The sequence below is a fragment of the Candidatus Saccharimonadia bacterium genome, from assembly GCA_035544015.1.
GTDB lineage: Bacteria > Patescibacteriota > Saccharimonadia > UBA4664 > UBA4664 > UBA5169.
Window position 1 is genome coordinate 142,440 of the sequence record DATKIP010000076.1, and the last position, 18,858, is coordinate 161,297.

The following is an 18,858-nucleotide window of genomic DNA, read 5'->3' on the forward strand; positions in this document are numbered from 1 at the left end:
AATTTTGCACAAAAGACCTCGCAGTATGACTCTGGTAACATACGTACCCATGAGCACCCCCCTTGTATCTGTTGTTATCCCAACAAAAAACAGCATCCGTTTCCTCAAGGCCTGTCTGGCGTCCGTGAAAGAGCAGTCCTATAAAAACGTCGAGACGATCGTCGTTGATGGTCAATCCACAGACGGAACCATTGAGCTCTGCAATAAAATGGGCGCTAAAGTTTTACAATATGATCCCAAAGTCAAAAAAGGATTTTTTGACGCCCCCTTCCGCAGAAACTATGGAGTCGAAAACGCTGGCGGCGAGTTAGTCTATTATGTAGACGCGGATATGGAATTAACAAAGAATGTTATCCGTGACGCCGTAGAGCTTTGCACTGAATCCGGCAGTGATGCTGTAATAATTCCAGAAGACTCATTCGGCATTGGGGTATGGGCCCAAGCCAAAAACCTAGAAAGAAGATGCTACTGGGGCGACGACTCGGTCGAGGCGCCTCGTTTTCTAAAGCGCAGCGTATGGGTGCAACTGGGAGGCCTCGATACGAGCCTGGGAGGGGGAGGAGACGACTGGGATTTATACCAGAAGTTGAGAGATCACGGCTACACTGTCTCCAGAATCAAATCGCTAGTCATGCACAATGAGGGGCACTTGAGCCTCCGAAAACTTATGCGAAAGAGATTTATGTACGGGCGGGATTCAGCTCGGTACATTTCCAAACGGCCGGCCGCCGGTGTAAAAAGCTACTTTCCCATACGAATGGCATATTTGAGAAATTGGAAGCTGTTCGCCCGTCGTCCCGTCGACGCCGCAGCCTTTATGGTTATGAGACTGGCCGAATATTCAGCAGGGTTTGTCGGGATACTTTACTCGGTACTAAAGGGGAATGCATGAAAGCTACGCAATTTTGGAAGAATAAAACTGTTTTAGTTGCCGGCGGCTTAGGATTCGTGGGTGCCCATGTCATAGAGGAGCTCCTGCGGCAAGACGCAAAAGTAATCTGTCTCTACCGCGGGGGGGATACGAAATTTTTCCACAAACGCGGGCTAGACGTATCGAATCTTACTTTCCAAAAGATAGATTTGCTTGATTCGCACGGGGTTAATTTAGTCACCCAAAATGCTGACGTTTTAATTAATTGTGCCGCCCTCGATGGAAACGCAGAATTTAAGCGAAAAAATGCCGCCAAGATACTCGATTCCAATTTAAGAATCGTCTCCAATCTTTTAAACGCCGCGGTCGAAAACTCCATCAGTGACGTGGTCCTCTTAAGTTCGGCGGAGGTGTACCCGGGACAAGTTAGTAATCCTATTCGCGAAAGTGATGACTATAGAAAAAATTGGGACTATACCGATAATGGCTATGTCTTATCCAAGAGGTTTTCAGAGATCATGGGAGAGGCCTTCCGATCTCAATACGGCATAAAAATCTATCATCCCCGTCCCGCAAATATTTATGGCCCCCGAGATCATTTTGGCTCTGCGATGAATCGCGTGATCCCCAGCATGATTAAAAAAATAGCCGACGATCAAGACGTCGAAATTTGGGGTGACGGCAGTCAAGTCAGGAGCTTCGTATACGTCACTGATGCCGCAAAAGGCATCTTGGGAATGGTCGAAAATGAATTTGACGATTATTTAAATATCGGGTCCCCCGAAGCGATTTCGGTACTTGAGTTGGCAAACCGGATAGGTGATCTTCAGGGAAAAAAAGTCAAAGCAAACCTGGACACGAGCAAGCCTGGCGGGTCGGCGCGGCGAGTCCTAGACGTAGCAAATCATCTGAGGATGACCGGCGGAGAATATACGGATCTCAATAGCGGCATCGATCAAACCATTCAATGGTATCTTGCCTAGTATGCGGGTAATTTTTTTCTCGTTTGGAATTTTAGAATACGGCGGAGGGTTAGAGAATTACCTCATTGCCACCGCGCCGGATTTAATACGTGGTCGGTATGTTGACGAAGCCTCGATCATTACGGCTACACCTCGGCTAAATGAGGCCCTTCAACATCTGCTAACGTTGTATTACTTTAGGAAGCATTCAACCTCGACGATATATCGAGAGAGCGCTAAAGACATCAAAATAAGGTTAGGAGCAGTCAAATATTTGCAGGCAGATTCCCTTCGGGATTTGCGGGAAAGACTGCAAAAGTACGACGTCGTATATACAAAAAATGAGATCATCGAACTGGCTATATTAAAACTCATTGGCTACAAGAACCTACCCCCGGTGGTGGTCGGGGCACACACCCCCGTCTACTTTACGAACGCCCCCTCTGTGTCCGCAAAGCTTCATAATTTGATCTACGGCGGGTTTATTTATCGGTACCTGCTAAAAGGATCTGCCTACATCAAATGTAATAATCAAGAAGATATGGCCTTTGTTCAAAAAAAATTAAAATACAAAAACGCGGTGGTGATACATCATGGATTCGATATTACGGAGGGCTCGGTGCGACGCAATCAAACTGATTCTCTCAATATTCTATTCGCCGGACGTCTTAGCGAGGCCAAAGGGGTCGATACGCTCGAAACTATAATTCAAACGCTCAGCAAGCATGAACGATTCGAAGCATACAGATTCCGGATAGCAGGGAGCGGCGACGAAAATCTAGAATCCATAGCCGAATCGCTCGCAAGAAACTATCCCAACGTAGAATATCTCGGACATGTCCCCGTCGCAGATATGCGGACATTATACGAATGGGCCGATATCTCCCTCATCCCGTCTCGATATGAGACGCTAAACAAGATAGCAGTTGAAACGGGCTTGGCATCCAAGATAGCTATAGCCTCGGATATATCGGGCCCTAGGGAAGTGATCGAAAATGAGAAAACGGGTTTTCTCGTCAGTCCAGAACCAAAAGAATTCGCCGAGAAGATAATTGCATTGGACACTTTACGAAAGACGAATCGTGCAAAATTCAACTCGATTGGTCAAGCGGCAAGAGAAAAAATAAGCCGAGAATTTAACAAAAATCGCTCGTATATAGAATTGTCTGAGTTGCTTGAGAAGGCACGAGCTAATAGGCGATGAATAAGAAGAATTTATACCTGGTCGGCTTCATCATACTTCTGAACATCCTGGTTTATCGAGTGTGGTTTCTTGGGTTCGGGATAATGACTCATGGGGATTGGAGCTATGTCTCTCGCGTAAGCGCCGATACGCTGAGAATCCATTATTTTTCACTTTGGCTGTCAGACTATTCGTTTGGGCGCATTCTCGTCGACGTTGGGCAGGCCCCCACCTATGCATTTTATGGGTTCTTGTCAGCTGCCCTGCAGATCGATTTTGCCCTGGCCGAAAGGCTCGTGCACCTCTGGCCAGCAGTGCTCCTCACTCCGCTCGGGGCCTTTTTTCTGGTATGGAAGATTTTTAAAAACCGAATCGCAGCCATACTGGGCGCCATCATATATTCCTGTAATACCTATTTTTTAATCCTACTGACCGGGCATCTAACGCTCGCGGGCGCATATGCGCTTGCCCCGTGGGTGCTGCTCGCATATTTAGAGTTCTTAGAGAAGGAGAGCCTTCGTTATGGCATCTGGGCTGGCCTCCTGCTCTCGGCGTCGTCGGCCTATGAACCCCGAGCCGCATACATAATTGCCTGGATCCTCGTCTTCGCCGCCGCCGGCCAGGGCGTCGCAAAAATCATTGATCATAAAAAAATTAACGAGATCATAAGCTATACGCTGCGCTCAATTATTCCGTTTGCCATATTCGGGCTGCTCAATTTCTTTTGGATTTTTGCTTTCACCAAAATCAACGGTGCAATTGGCGCGGATATTCTGTCGCGAGGGTTATTCGGAAATGCGTTTTACGACATTAATGAAGCCCTAACCCTGTTTCACCCCTTCTGGAACGGTGGACGACCAATACCATTTATTATTAACCACATCCCATTGTATTTCTGGCTGCTTCCCGTCGCCGCAACTCTCGGGATATTCTTGAATAAATCCAGAAGAACGATAATTTTCTTTGCCACACTTGGCATTCTGGGAATATTTCTAACAAAACAGGTAGACACTCCCTTTCCGCAGGCGTATCAATGGCTCTACGCGCACTTTCCCGGCTTCGGTGCGTATAGAGAGGCGAGCAAATTCTACCTACTAATCGCGTTATCGTATACGGTTCTCATCCCCGGCGCATATATTGCGTTGAAGAAAATCGGCCATAAGTACCTCTCCCTAGGCTTTGCGGCAGCTCTCGCGAGCATTATGGTAGTAAACTTAGCTCCCATCATAAGCGGTACGATCCAGACCACGTTCGCAAGTCGTACAATCCCAGAGTCTTATACGGCTCTCAACAAATTGTTGGACGAATCGTCTTTTTCCAGGACGCTGTGGGCCCCCAAGGACTCGCGATGGGCGCTAGACTCCGACATGCACCCGAAAGTAGGGGCAATCGATATAGCGCAATCCTCGTGGGTCGATTTCATCAAACGCACCGTGGATGGTAGCTACCTGACCACCGAGGAGCAGGCCATGGAGGTTTTCCAGAATCCGTTTGCACCCGAGCTTCTAGCGGACGGAGTCATTAAATATGTCGTAGTCCCGTTAAGGGATACTAAAAATGACGATGATTTCTTCATTAATTACGGCGATATCCGAAGCAACTACACCGATTTGCTCGATAAAATGCCGTTCTTAAAACGGGTTAATACTGGCATCAACGACATCGCACTCTACCAAAACACGAATGTTAAGCCCTATGTCTCAACCTTCAGCAATCTATATTCAATCCCGGGCATGCCAGCACTCCAGGGATCGCTCAACTTTGCGAAACAGGCCCTAGGAGAGAAAGATTTCAACTTTGTGAGTGGCGAAGAGAAGACTTATGCTCGAAAGATAACGGACTTATTTGGCACTTTCGAAGACATGCAACCAACTCGGGACCGCGAGCTTGCTAGCAAGGAGGACCTGAGGGGGTCAACGATTTATCGGCCAGCCAGATTTAGCGAGTACGAATATCGCGTGGCGGGGAATGAACTACAGATTTTGTCGCGAGATCTCAGAAAAAACCTAGGTGCAACCAGGGGAGTAGCCAACGCGGCTAGTTTTTCAATTATAAAACGGATAAATGTTGCACGAGAGCCCGACATATATCTGGATATTGACGGAAAAATTACAAAACTTAACGCGAGCGACAACCAGGAGCATTATCTTGGGTCTAACGTTGAAAAAATTGGAGTCTACTCTGCCACGACAGGCAATAACGTCATCAACGGATCGTTCGAAAGCGGTTTATGGCAGGACAAAGTACAAGATTGCAATAATTACGACGGTAGTCCCTCGATATCCGTGAGACAAAGTTCGGTGGCTTCCGATGGAAAATACTCTCTAAATATGACGGCACAGAAACACATGGCCTGTACCGCCTCAGCGCCCTTACCAATTCGAGCAGATTTTTATCTCACAGCCATGGATTACAAAATACACAATGGTACCTACGCTGCGTACCAGATCAGCAACTCGGAAACAAAGGAAGTCTTGGGAAAATATAACCTGCGAGCGCCCGATGATGCGTGGCGCACGTATGCCACGATTCAGGCTCGTCCCTCTGGGGCTACCAATCTCGGCGTTACTCTCATGGCAAGACCATCTGAGCAGCAGAGTAAGCTCGCGGAAACAAATTACGACAATGTAAAAATCGTTGGCCTAAAAAAGCTCGATTCTCTGGATTTTGGACAGAACCAATTCGAGCCCTTCCAGAGTGGCCCGACGGCGTATCGAGATCAGGCCTATACGTACGAGAACATCGTTCCGAATGGTTCGTTCGAAAATGGGCTTTGGGAAAAAAATGTTGGCGATTGCGGCGCGTATGACGACAAGCCCAAGATAGGGATGAATATAAGTACAAAAGCGAGCGATGGTAGGCGATCCCTCGAGCTCCATGCTTCGCGGCACATTGCCTGCACCAGCGCCAATAATATCCCCATTGAGCCAAATGGGACTTACCAAATTACTTTTGACTACACCACGAACGGCACGCAGAGTGCCGGATATTCCGTAATTTTAGACGATCCTCAGAAGACGAAAATCACAGAGCGTATATCCATCGCCTCAACGATATGGAAGAAATACCAGTCGACGTTTGTAATTCCTCCCGGCGCGAAAATTGCGAACATTACCTTATACGCATATTCAGAAGATGATGGCGCAGAGTCAGTCGTACGTTATGACGACCTTCGAGTGATAAAGACCCCTGATATCACCGGCAAATATTTCGCCCTGACAAACGCGAACATTACAGTGAAGCCACCAAAAGACATTAGCTTTAAGGCTCCAAGTCAAACAGCGAGAACGATCTCAATACGGGCTGCCACCACCCCGTTCTACCTCGCAATGGCCGAGGCTTACCATCCGGATTGGCGTCTCGAAATCAACAACGGCAAGGTGAAGGGGCTGGGATCGTGGCTGCCGTGGGCCAAGCCCGATGCAGTCGCTGCGGGGGATCACTTCAAGCTCAATGATTTCGAAAACGGCTGGTACGTGGATGTCGATAAACTCTGCGGACAGCAGAAGCTCTGCACTCAAAATGCCGATGGTTCATACGATCTCGAGATGGTAGCCGAATTTACGCCGCAGCGATGGTTCTACATCGGGCTCATCGTGAGCGGCGGCACCCTCGTGGCGTGCATCGGATTCCTGGCTTGGGACTGGCGCCGACGACGACATGGGCAGGATAGAGGCTAGCTACCCTAATGTCTTCGGCCGCATTGCACACGGATGGCGAGCAAGATCGGCCGACATTAGCATTTTTACAGATGGCGCCGCGCCCCCGTACGGTGTAAAATGCACTTCGTGAAATCTTCTGTTAATGTTGCTGTGATTGGAACCGGATATGTTGGCCTCACCACGGGGGCGTGCTTGGCGAGCCTGGGGCACGATGTGGTGTGCGTGGATGTGGACGAGCGCAAAATTGAACAATTGCGGGCTGGGCACATGCCTATCATGGAGGCCGGCCTCGAGGAATTAGTGCAGGCCGGCGTGGCGGCTGGCCGGCTGCGGTTTGTGGTGGGCGCGGCCGGAGTGGTAGGGGACCGGCGCGTGGTGATGATGTGTGTACCCACCCCGCAGGCCGCCGACGGCTCGGCCAACCTCAGCTACCTCATGGCGGCTACGGCCGAAATCAAGGATCACCTCGCCCCCGGCGCCGTGGTGGTCAACAAATCCACCGTGCCGGTGGGCACCGCCGAGCGGGTGGCGCAGGCACTGGGCCGCGCCGACGTGGCCGTGGCGTCCAATCCCGAATTTTTGCGCGAAGGCACTGCCGTGGCCGACTTTTTGGGCCCCGACCGCATCGTGATCGGCTCGGCCGACCCGGCAGCGGCTCGGGTGGTGGCTGGGCTGTATGGCGGCGTCGAGGCCCCCGTGATGCTCGTAGACGCGCGCACTGCCGAACTCATTAAGTATGCCTCAAATGCCTTTCTAGCGACCAAAATATCGTTTGCCAACTCCATCAGCGCCATCAGCGAGGAGCTCGGCGCCAACGCCCACGATGTGCTGGCCGGGGTGGGCGCCGATAGCCGCATTGGGCCGCAGTTTTTGCAGCCCGGACCCGGCTGGGGCGGATCGTGTTTTCCCAAGGACACGCAGGCACTCATGGGGCTGGCGGCCTCGGTGGGGTACGAATTTGAACTGATGCAGGCCGTGGTGCGCGCCAACGCCGCCCAAACCGAGCGCATGGTAGAGCTGGTGCGGCGGCTCGCCGGCGGCCGGCTGGCCGGTGCCCGCGTGGCGGTGTGGGGCCTGAGCTTCAAGGCCGGCACCGACGACACCCGCGAGTCGCCGGCGCTGCGCGTCATCGCCGCGCTGCTGGCAGCCGGCGCCACCGTGGCCGCCTACGACCCCGCCGCCTCGGCGCCCGCCGGCGTGATCGCGGCTGCTAGCGCCCTCGAGGCGGCCGACGGCGCCGACGTGCTGGCGGTGCTCACCGAGTGGCCCGAGTTTGCCGCCGTGAGCCCCGCCGAGGTGGCGCAGCGCCTGGCGCACCGGCGCGTGCTCGACACCCGCCGGCTCCTCGACGCCGAGGCCTACACCGGTTTTGGCTTTACCATGCACATTGTGGGCGTCGGCCACCTTGACCATAAGCGGTCTTAATGTCATAATGAAATAACGCAGCGTCCCGCTGCTTGTACATTCGTCAGATTGGAGACGGCCATGCCGTATAGTCTCGTACCCGAGTTGGTGCCCTCAGAGGCGCCGGTGCACGGCGCCTACGTCGGCGTGCTCAGGCCCAGTTCGGTGTGGGGCCAGCCCACGATCGAGGCATTGGAGTGGTTCCTGGGCCACGACTGCCACGCTGTGGTCGTCGACTTCGACGTCAACCCCAACAGCCTCAGGTACACCCTCCGGGGCGCGCAGGGGGAGCGATTGGCCCCCAGGGTTGTGCAGCTCCTGGCTAGCGGCGGCATCCGGTCGTCCACCATGGGCCGCTTTGAGGCCCTCCACCTGGCGGCCGTCGTGAATCTGGGGGTCCGGACTCTGCTCTGCGACCGCAAGCGCGAGGCCCCCGACGGCTTCCCGGTGCTGGTGAGCCCCATCGAGCCGATTACCGCCCGCCCCCGCTGACCCCTCCAACCAGATCTGGCGAATGCCCCCGGCGCACATGTTGCGCCGGGGGCTACGCTGTTTTGCGGCTTGACAAAAGCCAAAAATAGTACAATGCTGAGTCAGCAGCGGCCGTCTGGCCGCTCATTCCGCTAGATACCCGCTTGGAGGGGATGCACATGTTTGCCAGCCCCAACGGCGAGCCCCGGTTCGCCTGCACGCTGGGAGAGACCGTTGCTCCATTTCTCCCCCGCACGCACCTCGACCAACCCCTACCCTCGTGCGGGCCAGATGACGACCCCGTGGTCATCACCGCCGCCTACGAGGTGATCGGCGAGCCCCTCACGCCGGCGCTCGCCAGCCGCGTCGCCGCCGTGCTCGAGGCCCACCCCGCCGCCTGCCTCGTCGCGGTGTCGGCCGAAGCATTCAGCTTCCAGTTGCCGGGCCCCGTGGGCGAGCCCCTGCCGGCGCCGGTCCCCGAGCTGTTGGGCTGGCCGGCCGGCACTGTGTTGGATTGGTCTCGCGCCGATTCGATGCTGGAATCGGTGAAAGCTGCCGTGGCGGCTGCGCTGCTCAACGACGACTTGCCCGACCACATCGTCAACCTCACCCTCCGCACGTACGCGGCACCCGGTAGCGACGCCGTCGCCGGCGTACAGAGGACGCGACGGTAGTTTGAGCTTCGCCACATCGCTCGGCCCTAACCCTGCCGACCCCTTGTCCCTCAATCTAGCGATGATCCCCGGCGCGCATCGTGCGCCGGGGATCCGTCATGTTGGGGGCAGCGCTCTGGACCCATTGACCGCCGGCATATTAAATGCCATAATGGTCGTCCGCAGCAACCGCTGTGCATCTGTCGGATCACAGAAGTGAGGGGTTCGTTGACGCCACTCGTCGGCCTTCACCAGATGTGGGGCGGAGACACCGGCCCGCACGGTGGCAGGTTCACGTTTTTCCTCGCCGACTCCACCGGGCAACAGCCCGCTCAACCGGTCGAGGCGTACAAAATTCCTGATCCCACCGCCGCCGCGTTAGGAGGGTATCTCAACGCTCTGGCCGGAGTTACCGCCAATCTCGGCCAGCTCACGGTCGTATATTTCCTGCGTCCGGAAGAGTGGCCCCCCGACCGCCGCCTGAGGCCCGAAACCGTCCGCAAGAAAATGCGTGACGCCATCACCGGCGTCGCCATTCGGGCATTCAACCACAACCGGCTCGTTGAGCCCGCCAGGATCGGCCCAATCTACACGGCCGTCACCCCGCCGCCGTCCCCACCGCTCCCGCCCCCCGACCAAACCTGATCCGACCCGCCCCCGGCGCGCACGTTGCGCCGGGGGTTGAGTCTGTTAAGCCAAAGTTGATTCCAGGAAGCATTAGTAGTATAATAACCAAATGGCGAAACTACCTTCGCCGTCGTCAGAACGAGTGCAAAGGAGCACAGGCTCATGACTACCCTGGAAAGAGGGACCGAACATGTCGAAACCGAGCCGGTCGAGATCGAGCTAGAGCCTTCCACCGACGGTGGGACACTCCGCGCTACTGTCGGATTGACGGTAGCCGACATCCACGCCGCAATCCTCGTGCAGCTCCATCGACAGCCTGCGGGCCTAGCGGCCGTAATGAGGCTCAACGTGGTGAATAACCGGACGTTCGAGTTCACCGTGCTCTACGGTGCTGATGTCGGAGCCGTCACGGGACGGCTCCTCCAGGCGGTCTCGACCGTCTTCGCGAGTGCCCTGGGCACCCCGGTCAGCCTTGGCCCTCGGGCTTACCGGCTGGCCCCGCGAGCCTGAGTCCACGCAACAAACCCACGCGTCCGCTCAATGTTCACGCCACAAGCACAACACCCTGACGGTAAGCCCCTGGTATCCGCAACCGCGGAGGCCGGGGGCTACGTCTTTGGTACACTGTCTGCATGCATCATTCCTCTCAAATTATTCGCGCACGGCCGTGGCTAGTGTTTCTGGGACTCGCCCTGATCGTACTCGGTCCGCTGCTGCTGCCGGGGTATGTGCTCACGGTTGATCTGAGCTGGGGTCCGCACATGGCTGCTTCCGATATGCTCAGCAACACCGCCCCGCTGTGGTGGCTCATTCGAGCGCTCAGTGTGGTGCTGCCGGGCTGGGTGGTCGAGAAGCTCGTGCTCGTGGGGTTGCCGGTGCTAACGGGGGTGGGCATGTGGCGATTGGCGGCGCGTCGGTCGCCGGGCTGGTCGGCCTACGCGGCCGGCCTCATGTACGTGGTCAACCCCTTCACCTACGAACGGCTCATGGCCGGCCAATGGCTCGTGCTGGCCGGCTACGCGTTGTTGCCCTGGCTGGTGGATGCCCTGCTGCGGCTCCTTGAGCGTCCCGGCGCGCGGCGGGCGCTGGTGCTCGGGGCCTGGGCGGTCGGCCTGGGCATGGCGTCGCTGCACCTGCTGCCCATGGCCGCGCTACTGCTCGCCGCCGTCATCGCCGCCAGCGCCTGGGGCCGAGGGTGGCGGCCGCACACCGGACGCTGGCTGGCACTGGCCACGGCCCTGTGGCTGGCGGCCGCCAGCGCCTGGCTCGTGCCCTGGCTGCTGCACCGTTCGGCGGCAGCCCGCGCCGTGGCCGGCTTCGACGCCGGGCAGTTCGAGGCCTTCCGCACCACCGCCGGCCCCCTCGGCGCGCCGGCCGCCGTGGCCGCGCTCCAGGGCTTTTGGGGCGAGCGCACCGGCCTGGTGGTGCCCGGCTCGAGCACGGGCGCATGGTTTTGGCTTGCTGCAGCCACAATACTCATCTTAGCCATCATCGGCCTCGTGCTAGCAGTGCGCCGGCGCGATCGGCTCGGGCTGGCACTGGCCGTCGCGGCTAGCCTGGCCTGGCTGCTCGCCATTGGTGTCGCTTGGCCGCCCACCGCGGCGCTCACGCACCTTCTCGTCGATCACCTGCCGTTTTATCGCGGCTACCGTGAGCCCCAAAAGTGGGCGGCGCTCATCGCGCTGGCCTATGCCTACTTGGCGTCCGGTGCGCTGGCCGCTGCCGGCACTCGGCTCCAGCCCTTCTGGCGGCGCGGCCTCCTGGCAGCTACGGCCGTGCTGGTGTTTGCCTGGGCGCCGCTGCTGCCGTGGGGAGCGGCCGGCCAGCTCACCGCCACGGCCTATCCCGCCGGCTGGTCCGATCTCAATGCGCGGCTGAACGCTCTGCCGGCAGCCCCGCCCGGACATCCCGACACACTTATGTTGCCATGGCATCAATATATCTACCTCGATTTCGCCCATCGTCCCGTTGCCAACCCCTCAGCGCAGTTTTTTGACCGTCCAGGTATTGTCTCGAACGACCCCGAGCTGCCCGGTGTACCTCCCGATTCAGATTTAGGCATTGTCAATAAAATACAAAATGATGTCATAGATCGCCGATTTTTTGAGCATAATGCCGGTTCTAGATTACGGGCCCTCGGGGTACACTACGTTGTGCTCATAAAGGTGTCGGACTGGCAAAACTACGGTTGGCTCCGCGCTCAGAGCGATCTTACCTTAGTCGCGGAGACCCCCGATTGGCAGCTATACCAGGCCATCCCATGACTGCACCGCCCGGCATTTCCGGAGACATTTACCGTCCGGTACGCCCCGCGCCGGTGCGTCGAGGTCAGCTGCCGGTGCCTGCGGGGATGCCACGGCGTGTTCATCAAGCGTCCCCCGTCCAGCCCCGGCCACGCACCAGACGATCACAGAGATGGTTATGGAATCTGGCCCAGTACCCGCTCATCGCCGCGCTGGCCTTCGGCGCCGCCGCCAGCTCCATGTTTGGGCAGGCAGCCATCGCGGTATATGCATTAGCGGTAGTCGTCAGCCGCCGGATCCCCAGCAGCACAAGTTTCGTTCTTGCTCTGGTTATCCTAGTCTCCATCCCCGTGTTTAGCGCACTCGGGCAGTCCGGCCTCGCACACAACGCCGCCATTTACGTCTTTGAGCTGTTGGTGGTTGGCACGATCCAGGCTATAGTAGAATTAAAGCATACAGATATTGAGAGGGGGTCCGCCTCCTCGCAGGCAAGGAGGTGATCCAATATGGCCAACACTAATCGTCCCAGCATCAACCGACAAATAATCGCCAAGGCGGTGTTCGCCATCAGCTTGGTGGCCGTCACTGCCACCGTGGGCGTAGTAGGCTTCGCGCAGGCCGACCGGAGCACCACGCCCGTCGCTGCCCGCGACGGCTACGGCGGCATAGCCGAGCAAATCCGGGCGGCCGTTGATGCCCTCAATCAAGCCCTCGCTGCTGCCAATGACAAATTCCAGACCGACATCCAGAAGTGTGTCGACGATCACCTAGGCGGCCAGTCCACCGTCGTGTCCAACTTCCGCTCATCCTCCACGAGCGCTATAGGTGATCTCAGCGCCAAAGCCGCCAGTCCCGCTGCGCTCAGTTCCGACGCCAAACTCGATACCACGTTCAAGGCCGCCAATGCCCAGCTCCAATCGCGTCTCGACGGCGATGAAGCGCTCATGGTCGCGCAAGCTACCGCTTCTGGTCGCCTGTCCAATCAAAACACCTTCCGCGCCTGCATCCGAACCGCCCGCAACACCTACCGCGATGCCATTAATGACGCGCTCAGGACCTTCCGCAAGGCTATCCACGATATCCTGCACCCCTAGTCGGTCTCAAATGGTGCTACACTAAAGAAATGTTAGCTGCATCATTCAAACGCACCAAAATTATCGCCACCATTGGCCCCGCCTCTAACTCCCCGCAAGTACTGGAACAACTCATGCTTGCGGGGGTTAATGCGTTCCGCCTTAACTTTTCGCATGGCACCCAAGAGGAGCACGGCGAAGTCCTCAAGATTGCCCGCAAACTCAGTGCCAAGCATGAGCGCCCCGTCGCCGTCATCGCCGACCTTCAGGGCCCCAAGATCCGCGTCGGCACTTTGCCGGCCGACGGCCTGCCGTTCGTCCGCGATAATTTGGTGCGGTTCCAATATGGAGCCACGTTTGACTCCACTGGCATCATTCCCGTGCAACATGATATTTCGCGCTACCTCAAAAAAGGCGAGCGCATTTTTCTGCGCGATGGCATGATCCAGATTGAAGTTCACAAAATCGAAAAAGGCCTTATCACCGGCCAAGTTCTCACGCCCGGCCTCCTCTACTCCAACCAAGGCATGAACCTACCCGACTCTGATCTTGGCGGCGACATCCTCACCTCCAAGGACATATCCGACATTGAATTCGCGGTGAAGGCCAAGGCCGATTACATCGCCCTCTCCTTTGTTCAGACGGCCCAAGATATCCTGAGTCTCAAGGAGCGGCTAGCCAAATTCGGCTCCGATCTGCGCGTGATTGCCAAGGTCGAAACCGCCGCCGCCGTCGCCAACCTCGAAGAGATCGTGATCGCTAGCGACGCTCTCATGGTGGCCCGCGGCGACCTGGCCGTCGAAACCATGCCCGAGGCCGTACCCGCTGTGCAGCGTCGCATGATCGAGCTGGCGAAGCATCATCGCAAGACCGTCATCGTGGCCACTCAAATGCTCGAGAGCATGATTCAATCCCCGCAACCCACCCGCGCCGAAGTGTCAGACGTGGCCACCGCTGTCATGGAGGGCACCGACGCCGTGATGCTCTCCGGCGAAACCGCCATGGGCCTCTTCCCGGTCGAAACCGTGCGCATGATGAAGCGCGTCATCCTTTATGCCGAGCGCGAAGAAAACCACGTCCACATGGGCGATCACGTGGAGTTTGTGGGCGGAGAACCCGCCAACGCCATCTCCGCCGCCGCCGTGGTACTGGCCCATCAGCTGCCCGCCAAAGTCATCGTGGCCGAAACCAGCTCTGGCCAAACCGCCCGCAACATTTCCGCCCTGCGTCCCAACGTGCCCATCATCATGGTGACCGATCACGAGCGGGTCTACTACCAAATGGCTATCGTCTGGGGCGGCAAATCCTATCTCGCCGAATCCATGGAAGACGCCACCGACCACGTCCTGCGCCTGCTCAAATCCGCCGGCAACATTCACAAAGGCGACAACGCCGTCGTAGCTTCTGGCAATCAGCCAGGACTCATCGGCGGCACCGACAAGGTTGTCATCAAGGTCGCCTAGCGCCAACCCAGCCGAGCCCGGCTCAATTCCACAGCTCGCCCCAACGTGCGCGCTTCCAGCTCCAACCGCCGCCGGCCTTTGTCGGTGAGCCGGTAAGTTGTGTCCGTTCGCTCGAGCAGCCCTGTTCGGACCAAGCTAGCCAAACTTTCATACAACGTCCCGTCTGCCAAATACATTCCAACCGTGTCCTCCAAAATTTGTCGGCGCACACTCGCACCCCGCAAGGGTCCCTCTGCCAAGGCCAATAATAGATAAAACTTTGTCGACTCCAGTGGACCTGTCATGACGCTCCTTCCGACTCACGCATCGTGCCATTGTAACGGAATCCGAGGGTTTCTCAATTACTTACGCTCACACTCGCCAGAAATCCTCGGATTCCGTTACACCCTATCCATGAGCGTGCTTCGAAACAGACAGTAGTCAAAAAATCCACTACACTAACCATATGAACAAGCAAACCATCCGCGACATTGATGTCCAAAATAAAACCATTTTCGCTCGCCTCGATTGGAACGTCCCGGTCGAAAACGGCGCCGTCACCGACGCCTTTCGCATCGAAGCCACCCGCTCCACCCTGGAGTACCTCTGGAGTAAAAACTGCAAAATAGTCATCGCGAGCCACCTCGGCCGCCCCGATGGTAAGCCTGATCCCAAATTTAGCCTCGAACCAGTAGCCCAAAAAGCTGCCGAAGTATTGGGCCGGCCAGTGAAATTCGTGTCCGATTGCGTCGGCCCCGAAGCCGAAGCAGCCGTGGCCGCCCTCCAGCTCGGCGGCATGCTGTGCCTCGAAAACGTGCGCTTCCATCGCGAAGAAGAAGCCAACGACCCCGCCTTCGCCAAGCAGCTGGCCGCTTTCGGCGACATCTTCGTCTACGACGCCTTTGCTTCCTATCGCCCGCACGCCTCCACCGAAGGCATTTCGCACTACCTGCCCGCCGTGGCCGGCCTGCTGGTGGAGCGCGAAGTCGACACCATTACCGGGGCCGTCGAGCATCCCAACCGCCCGCTCGTGGCCGTGATCGGCGGCGCCAAAGTCTCCACCAAGCTCGAGATTCTCACCAACCTCATTCCCAAAGTCGACGCCATGCTGCTCACCGGCCCCATCGCCAACACGTTTGCGCTCGTGCAGGGTACCAATATCGGCCTCAGCGTAGCCGAGCGCGACGCCGAAGCCGACGTCAAAAAGCTCCTGGCCATAGCCGAGAGCGAAAACACCCACCTCGTGCTCCCGGCCGACGTCATGGTCTCAGAAAGCCTTACCGAAGCCAAAAACCTGCACCAAACGCCCCTAGCCGGCGTAGGCGCCAAAGAGTATATCGTGGATGCCGCCCCAAACTACGGCGCCCGCCTCAAGTCCGAAATCTACGATTTCCTCGATTTTGACGGCAAATCCACCGTCATCTGGAACGGACCGCTCGGCATCACCGAGGTCAAAGAATTTCGCGCCGGCTCCCGCGCCATGGCCGACGCCATCATCGCGTCCAAGGCCGTCTCGATCATCGGCGGCGGCGACACCGCCGATTTCATCGACGGCGAAGGCCTGCACGACCAATTCACCTGGGTCTCCACCGGCGGCGGCGCCAGCCTCGAGCTCATGAGCGGCAAAGGCCTGGCCTGCGTCGACGCCCTGCTCGACAAACAATTGGCATAAGCGTTACTATAGCGAAGAAGATGAAGCGCCTCATAGTTGCCAACTGGAAGATGAACCTGGGCCCGGGCGAGGCCAGCTTGCTCATGCGCCGGCTCGATGAGCACATTGAAGCCAAATCCAGCACCGAAATCGTCATTTGCCCGCCGGCTATCGATCTCTACCCGCTGGCCAAAGACCTCGACCGCAAGAAATTTAAGCTCGGCGCTCAAAACGTCCATTACCTCGATTCCGGCCCCTACACCGGCGAAATCTCTCCCGCCATGCTCGCCGGCCTAGCCGATTACGTCATTGTCGGACACTCCGAGCGCCGGGCGATGGGGGAGGATGACTCGCTCATCGCCGCCAAGCTGTCCGCTGCGGTGCGCAACAACCTCACGCCCGTGCTGTGCATCGGCGAAAATCTCCACGACCACCAGCACAACCTCGCCGAGCGTGTCGTGGTCGATCAACTCACGGCCGCGCTCGCCAACCTCACGGCCGACGATATTGCCGGCCTGGTCATCGCCTACGAGCCGGTGTGGGCCATCAATCACCACGACGGCCATCCGCCGCGCCCCGCCACCCCCGACGATATCCGTTTTGCTTACCGCGCCATCCGCACCACCCTCGAGGAACTCTACGGCGAAGGCGGCCTCGCGGGCGTCCGGCTGCTCTACGGCGGCAGTGTCGACCCCGACCACTGCCGGGCCTACCTAGAAATGGATCACGTCGACGGCCTCTTGCCCGGCACCTCCAGCCTCAACTACGAATCGTTCGCCAAAATCGTCAAAACCGTCCAAAGCCTGTAAAATAGTTCCATTGTGGTAAAACCCGAGCTAACAGTTAAAGATTTTCGCAAGCTCATCGAGCTCGCCTACCTGGGCGAATGGATGATTAATGCCCAGCACGACCCCGACTTTCAAGACGAAGCCGCCTCGAGCGTTGTGGAAAAACTGCTAGCCGCGCACAAGTTTCCCGACATCGGGCTTGATGCCGAAACCGGCGAACACTTCATCGAAGCCGAATGGACCCAGCGCCTCTACGACCAATATATTCTCGATTACGACGATCATGTTTTCTGGGATGAACTCACTGAGCGGCTGGCGCAGCGAGATCTAGCCCGCGAACGCGGCGTGGAAGTCGAACAGCTCAATCGCGACGACGATCTGGGTGAGCTGCGCCCGCTCGAGGAACATTACCGCACCGAGCTCGAAGAACACGGCCTCGACCGCCTCGAAATTAGCCCTCGTTTTTAAAAATTAGCCCATTCGTACCTAGCATAAGTGGTATGGTATGCTGGTTAGTATGAAATGCTCAAATTGCGGCAACGACATGGTGCAATCCAAGGCCGGCTGGCTCTGCCCCGAATGCGGGCATATGGAAACGCTGACCGACGCCGATAAAGCCCAGACCGAAGCCAAACTGCCCGAGGTTTTGGGGCGCCCGGCCCCCGCAGCCGCACCGGCCGCCAGCCCCCGGGCCAAATCTGACGATATCGAGGAGACCAAAACCATGCCGGATGCCACCACAGACGCCGCCAAGCCAAAGCCCGAAGACGCCCCACAAATCGAAAACCACGACAAGCCCACCGACGACCCCACGCCCGAGGCGGAGGACCCTAAGCTCGCGGTGGCCGAAGTTTCGGGAGGCGAGGCAGTCGAGGAGGTCCTGCAGAAATCCATTGCCGAAATCGAAAATAATCCCAAACCAGAGCCGCAAACGGCTTTATCATCGAGCCCCGCAGTGGCCACCGCGCTGAGCGGCGCCACGCCGGAGCCCCAGCCGGCAGATGAACCAGCCGCCGACGAGGGCGACCAGACCGCCGACACCGAGCCCGCACCCGAGCCCGACCCAGCGCCCGAGCCCGAACCAGCCCCGGAACCCGAGCCAGCCCCCGAACCACCCGCCCAACCCATGCCCCCGCCGGCGCCCGCGCCCGTACCCACGCCGCCGCCCGCCGCCGTTGCCGAGCCGGTCCCGGTGGTCGCCGACACCGCGCCGACCCCTGCGCCTCCGCCTCCCGCGGCGCCCGCACCGGCCGGCGGCGCGCCAGTCCAGCCCGCTACGCACCCCCAGCCTCTCTCGAAAGGCCGCACAGTCGCCCTCATTATCACGTTTGTCGTGCTGCTCGTGATCGGCGGTGCCGCGGCGTACGCCGTCATCGCCAAGCCCACCCTGCCTTCGTGGGTGCCGGGTACCAAAGCCAGCCCCACACCGACCCCCGCGCCCAAAACCAGCTCGGCCGATTCGTCGGTGCTCGACGCCACTGCTACCCCCGCGCCGACCGCTCTGCCCACGCCCGATCCTGCCGCCGCCAACGCTCAGCGCCAATCCGACCTCGCCGCCTACGCCGCCGCTTACAAAGCCACTGCCGCCGGCGGCTTCTACGCCGTAACCCCGCCGGCCGTTTCCGTCAGCGCCGCCGACCCCACCACCGGCCAGCCTTACGTCATTACCAAAGATGCCGCCATCACCGTGGGTCAAATCCGCTACTGGCCCGGTGGCGCTTGCTCCGGCCCTGGCGTTACCCCCGGCGCCACCGGTACTCGCAAACTCGCGCTGCAAACCCTGCTCGAAGGCACCTCGGTTCCCACTTGCCTCGACGTTAAATAATAA

Annotated in this window: 16 protein-coding genes; all 16 read left to right on the forward strand. The window is 58.0% G+C overall.

The window, feature by feature from the left end; genetic code table 11:
* Positions 1 to 49: 49 nt before the first annotated feature.
* The 16 genes from VMT30_04470 (at position 50) to VMT30_04545 (ending at position 18,855) form a co-directional block, all read left to right on the forward strand.
* Complete coding sequence (locus VMT30_04470; protein ID HVQ44190.1) at positions 50 to 892, forward strand: glycosyltransferase; 843 nt, start codon at positions 50 to 52, stop codon at positions 890 to 892.
* Complete coding sequence (locus VMT30_04475; protein ID HVQ44191.1) at positions 889 to 1,854, forward strand: NAD(P)-dependent oxidoreductase; 966 nt, start codon at positions 889 to 891, stop codon at positions 1,852 to 1,854. Before VMT30_04470 ends, VMT30_04475 begins: the two co-directional genes overlap by 4 nt.
* 1 nt (position 1,855) lies before the next feature.
* On the forward strand, positions 1,856 to 3,037 hold the full coding sequence (locus VMT30_04480) for a glycosyltransferase family 4 protein (protein HVQ44192.1): 1,182 nt from the start codon (positions 1,856 to 1,858) through the stop codon (positions 3,035 to 3,037).
* Positions 3,034 to 6,696: a carbohydrate binding domain-containing protein gene (locus tag VMT30_04485; GenBank protein HVQ44193.1), complete on the forward strand. Its 3,663-nt coding sequence runs from the start codon at positions 3,034 to 3,036 to the stop codon at positions 6,694 to 6,696. The genes VMT30_04480 and VMT30_04485 overlap by 4 nt, the downstream gene beginning before the upstream one ends.
* A 108-nt stretch (positions 6,697 to 6,804) precedes the next feature.
* On the forward strand, positions 6,805 to 8,103 hold the full coding sequence (locus VMT30_04490) for a UDP-glucose/GDP-mannose dehydrogenase family protein (protein ID HVQ44194.1): 1,299 nt from the start codon (positions 6,805 to 6,807) through the stop codon (positions 8,101 to 8,103).
* Between the two features lie 60 nt (positions 8,104 to 8,163).
* Positions 8,164 to 8,574, forward strand: coding sequence for a hypothetical protein (locus VMT30_04495; protein ID HVQ44195.1), 411 nt, complete (start codon positions 8,164 to 8,166; stop codon positions 8,572 to 8,574).
* Between the two features lie 152 nt (positions 8,575 to 8,726).
* Positions 8,727 to 9,227: a hypothetical protein gene (locus VMT30_04500; GenBank protein HVQ44196.1), complete on the forward strand. Its 501-nt coding sequence runs from the start codon at positions 8,727 to 8,729 to the stop codon at positions 9,225 to 9,227.
* 195 nt (positions 9,228 to 9,422) lie between these two features.
* Positions 9,423 to 9,851, forward strand: coding sequence for a hypothetical protein (locus VMT30_04505; protein ID HVQ44197.1), 429 nt, complete (start codon positions 9,423 to 9,425; stop codon positions 9,849 to 9,851).
* A 144-nt stretch (positions 9,852 to 9,995) separates the two neighbouring features.
* Positions 9,996 to 10,343 carry a hypothetical protein gene (locus VMT30_04510; GenBank protein ID HVQ44198.1) on the forward strand — a complete coding sequence of 116 codons (348 nt, stop codon included), beginning with the start codon at positions 9,996 to 9,998 and terminating at the stop codon, positions 10,341 to 10,343.
* Between the two features lie 122 nt (positions 10,344 to 10,465).
* Complete coding sequence (locus VMT30_04515; GenBank protein ID HVQ44199.1) at positions 10,466 to 12,097, forward strand: hypothetical protein; 1,632 nt, start codon at positions 10,466 to 10,468, stop codon at positions 12,095 to 12,097.
* A 485-nt stretch (positions 12,098 to 12,582) separates the two neighbouring features.
* The gene (locus tag VMT30_04520) at positions 12,583 to 13,170 is read left to right on the forward strand and encodes a hypothetical protein (GenBank protein ID HVQ44200.1); all 588 of its coding nucleotides are present in this window, start codon (positions 12,583 to 12,585) and stop codon (positions 13,168 to 13,170) included.
* 29 nt (positions 13,171 to 13,199) lie between these two features.
* Positions 13,200 to 14,612 carry a pyruvate kinase gene (gene pyk, locus VMT30_04525; protein HVQ44201.1) on the forward strand — a complete coding sequence of 471 codons (1,413 nt, stop codon included), beginning with the start codon at positions 13,200 to 13,202 and terminating at the stop codon, positions 14,610 to 14,612.
* Between the two features lie 445 nt (positions 14,613 to 15,057).
* Positions 15,058 to 16,263: a phosphoglycerate kinase gene (locus tag VMT30_04530; GenBank protein HVQ44202.1), complete on the forward strand. Its 1,206-nt coding sequence runs from the start codon at positions 15,058 to 15,060 to the stop codon at positions 16,261 to 16,263.
* 20 nt (positions 16,264 to 16,283) lie between these two features.
* The gene (locus VMT30_04535; GenBank protein ID HVQ44203.1) at positions 16,284 to 17,051 is read left to right on the forward strand and encodes a triose-phosphate isomerase; all 768 of its coding nucleotides are present in this window, start codon (positions 16,284 to 16,286) and stop codon (positions 17,049 to 17,051) included.
* A gap of 12 nt (positions 17,052 to 17,063) precedes the next feature.
* Positions 17,064 to 17,498 carry a hypothetical protein gene (locus VMT30_04540; protein HVQ44204.1) on the forward strand — a complete coding sequence of 145 codons (435 nt, stop codon included), beginning with the start codon at positions 17,064 to 17,066 and terminating at the stop codon, positions 17,496 to 17,498.
* 49 nt (positions 17,499 to 17,547) lie between these two features.
* Positions 17,548 to 18,855: a hypothetical protein gene (locus VMT30_04545; GenBank protein ID HVQ44205.1), complete on the forward strand. Its 1,308-nt coding sequence runs from the start codon at positions 17,548 to 17,550 to the stop codon at positions 18,853 to 18,855.
* Positions 18,856 to 18,858: the final 3 nt, after the last annotated feature.